Here is a 3019-nt window from a genome sequence, read left to right on the forward strand (position 1 = left end):
TAAACGGGTTCGGGTAGTTCTGGCTTAATTCGAATTCCGTGGGTATGGAAGTGTGTTCAACAAGTTCTGATGGCGAGGATTTTGGTAGCGACATGCCCAATTCGATAGCCTTCTGGGCGTGCTCCCAGGCATTCTGGAAATGCTTGATGGCTTTGTCGGGCTTGCCTGCGTCGAGATCCTCCTGGGCTTGCGCCATCTCATCCTGGGCCTTTGCAATCTCACCAGGATCGCCCGGCAAGGCTAGCGCTTCGTCCAGAGCATTTTGCGCGATCTGCTGCGCGACGCCAACGAGTGCATCGATGAGATCGGAGACATCAGCTCCTTCTTTTCCGGCGTTGCCTAACTCCTTGACCGCCTTTTCGAGCTTACCAAAGGCCTTCTTGATATTGCCTTCCGCCAGTTTCTCAAGGGCCTCTTCCAATTTGGATTTGGCCTTTTCCAGCTTTTGCATGGCTTTGGCAGAGGTACCCGGATCGTCAATAAGATCTTGGATGTCAGCGACTCCCTCGTCAATAGCATCTTCGCATGACTGTACGGTCACCGTAACTTCATCGGTGTTGACACAATTATTCGCGTCGGTTACTTCCACCGTGTAAGTTGTTGAGGCGCTCGGAGTCGCGGTTGGATTGGCGAGAGTCGCATCGTCGAGATCGGTTGTTGGCGTCCAGCTATAAGTGAAGGGGCCATTCCCTGAAGCTGTGGGAGCACCACCGATTTGCACCGACTGACCCTCGAGAATTGTTGCGTCCGGGCCGGCATCTACTGTTGGATTCGGATTGACCACGATGGGCCAAGAGACCCAGGGACGTTGCTTTAAACAAAAGAGAAATTGCGGGGAGATAACGGAGTCTAATTGAACCAGAAAGACGATTGACCCGGCTTACTCCCCGTCCAAGCCGTGTAGCGTAATAGATGTTTGGCCGAAAATCTGGTGCGAGGCCGAACCCCTCATGGGTATTGTTGAAAATCTTATGGGAAGATGGTTATGAAATGAGCTATTATATTAATACAAACAAAGAATTAAACGTGCGGATTGTTTTTTCCCCTTCCAAAAGAAAACCCTCTCGAAGGTTCAAAGAGAGAATTTCCCGCATGTAAACTTGATTTTTTCCTCTTACAATTGTACTATTTCCTTTTAGAAATTAAAAATTTCAAAAGGAGACTTAATGAAAACGTTTTTAGTTTCCGGTGCAGGTTCCGGAATAGGCCGTGCAATCGCCAACAAATTAGCGAGCGGGGATCAGAAAGTGATTTTGCTGGGCCGCACAGATGCAAAGCTGAAACAGACAAAAGACGAATTGCAAAATCCGGATCGTCATCAAATCATCAGTGCTGATGTGCGCGACAAAAATGCCATTGGCAACGGTTTAAAAGCTGCCGGGTTAGCCCATCTTGATGGCGTTGTGGCAAATGCCGGTGTCGGCGGCGAAAATATTTATGGCCCCAAAGATCGCTGGGACGAAATTATTTCGATCAATCTAGCCGGAACGTATCTGCTGCTGAATGAATGTCTTCCTTATTTAAAGAAGCAGCCGGAGCGTTTCAAACATATCATTATTATATCTTCCATTTTAGCGCGCCTGGGGATTCCAAATTACTCAGCTTACTGTGCTTCCAAGGCGGGGCTGCTGGGCTTGATGCGCTCCTGGGCGGCGCAATACGCCCGGGACAAAATATTGGTCAACGCCATTTGCCCCGGCTGGGTAGAGACAGACATGGCCAGGCAGGGGATTCAGGCTTATGCCGATGCCGTAAATAAATCTTATGACCAGGCGTTTCAAGAACAAATGTCGATGGTTCCCCTGCAGAAAATGAGTCAACCGGAGGAGGTGGCAAATCTGGTCTGTTTTCTGCTTAGTGAGGAACAGACTTCGTTTACCGGACAAACATTTGATATTAATAACGGCGCTTTAATGCCCTGTTGAACGAGATTTAGCTTGTTTTGACGGTCAAATTTGCTTATTCTTTAAAGCATTTCTTAATGGGCCTTCTGGTTACCAAGGCAAACAGGGCTGTCGTTCTGAGCGCGAGTTGTCAAAGCACTACGATTCTACAACGAATCAGCGAGCGCGAAGAATCTTAGCCTGGGAGTGGGAGATTCTTCGCACATCTACTAAGTTGCAGAGTATAAAAACATAGCGGTTTGTGCTCAGAATAATGCGTAATTAATTACCCATTAATCAAAATCTTAAAGAAGTATGGAAATAATTGGCATTTACAAGCAATAAAAAAATAGGAGTAATAAATGAGCTTTGTGAATTTTAATGACTTACCCGATACGGCGCGAGTCTGGATTTTTGGTGCTGAAAATCCTCTGGACAGCAGCCAGGTGCAAAAGCTGACCGAAAATATGGGACTTTTCCTTGAGCAGTGGACAGCACACAAGAGCGAGCTGAACCCGAGCTGGGAGGTTCGTCATAATCAATTTATCATAGTTGGCCTTGACGAAAGCATGTTGGCCGCATCCGGCTGCTCCATAGACAGCATGGTGCACAATTTGAAAAACTTCGAATCTGCGATCGGCGCAAATATTGTCGGTACAAGTTTGAAGGTGTTTTACCGGGATAAAAACGAGTCGATTCAATGTGTGGGCAGGGCTGAGTTCAAGCAGTTAGTGGAAAACGGATCGGTAAATGAGGAAACGGTCGTTTTTAACAACATGATTCAAACAGCAGCGGATCTGCGACAGAATAGATGGGAGATTCCCATGCAGGAGTCGTGGCACATGCAGGCGTTTGGGGTGTTGGTTTGAGAAGTATTGGTCATATTAAAACAGCAAACCCGGACCAAAATTTTGATCCGGGTTTGCTGTTTTAGCTCACTTTAACCAGGTTGCTCGCGAATCCTGCTGCCATTGCTGGCGACGCTCTTCATCGCGCTTTAATGTAAACGCATAAAATGCGCTTGCTGCAGCAACCAGGAAAATAATCAATATCATCATTTGTACTCCTACTACATTCTTTTATTTGATTCAAATTGTTTCCTTGTGTAAACGGATGCCCTGAATGAAAGTTGCTGG

The 3019-nt window shown here is 46.8% G+C and carries 3 protein-coding genes; 2 read left to right on the top strand and 1 reads right to left on the bottom strand.

The genetic code is table 11. The annotated features are described in order from the left end of the window. Window positions 1-721, bottom strand: a 721-nt coding sequence (locus IH879_21955; GenBank protein ID MCH7677591.1) for a hypothetical protein, incomplete at its 3' end; no start/stop codon positions are given. 445 nt (window positions 722-1166) lie between these two features. Here IH879_21955 and IH879_21960 point away from each other — a divergent pair. Both IH879_21960 and IH879_21965 read left to right on the top strand, forming a co-directional pair. Then, window positions 1167-1925: an SDR family oxidoreductase gene (locus IH879_21960; protein ID MCH7677592.1), complete on the top strand. Its 759-nt coding sequence runs from the start codon at window positions 1167-1169 to the stop codon at window positions 1923-1925. 320 nt (window positions 1926-2245) lie between these two features. Next, window positions 2246-2752, top strand: coding sequence for a hypothetical protein (locus IH879_21965; protein ID MCH7677593.1), 507 nt, complete (start codon window positions 2246-2248; stop codon window positions 2750-2752). The last annotated feature ends 267 nt before the right edge of the window (window positions 2753-3019 follow it).

The sequence above is a fragment of the candidate division KSB1 bacterium genome (assembly GCA_022562085.1).
In the GTDB taxonomy this organism is placed as follows: Bacteria; Zhuqueibacterota; Zhuqueibacteria; order Oceanimicrobiales; family Oceanimicrobiaceae; genus Oceanimicrobium.

Bases quoted from the DNA above. Each gene is read 5' to 3' on its own strand.
- IH879_21960 (MCH7677592.1), top strand. From the start codon at position 1,167: ATGAAAACGTTTTTAGTTTCCGGTGCAGGTTCCGGAATAGGCCGTGCA.
- IH879_21965 (MCH7677593.1), top strand. From the start codon at position 2,246: ATGAGCTTTGTGAATTTTAATGACTTACCCGATACGGCGCGAGTCTGG.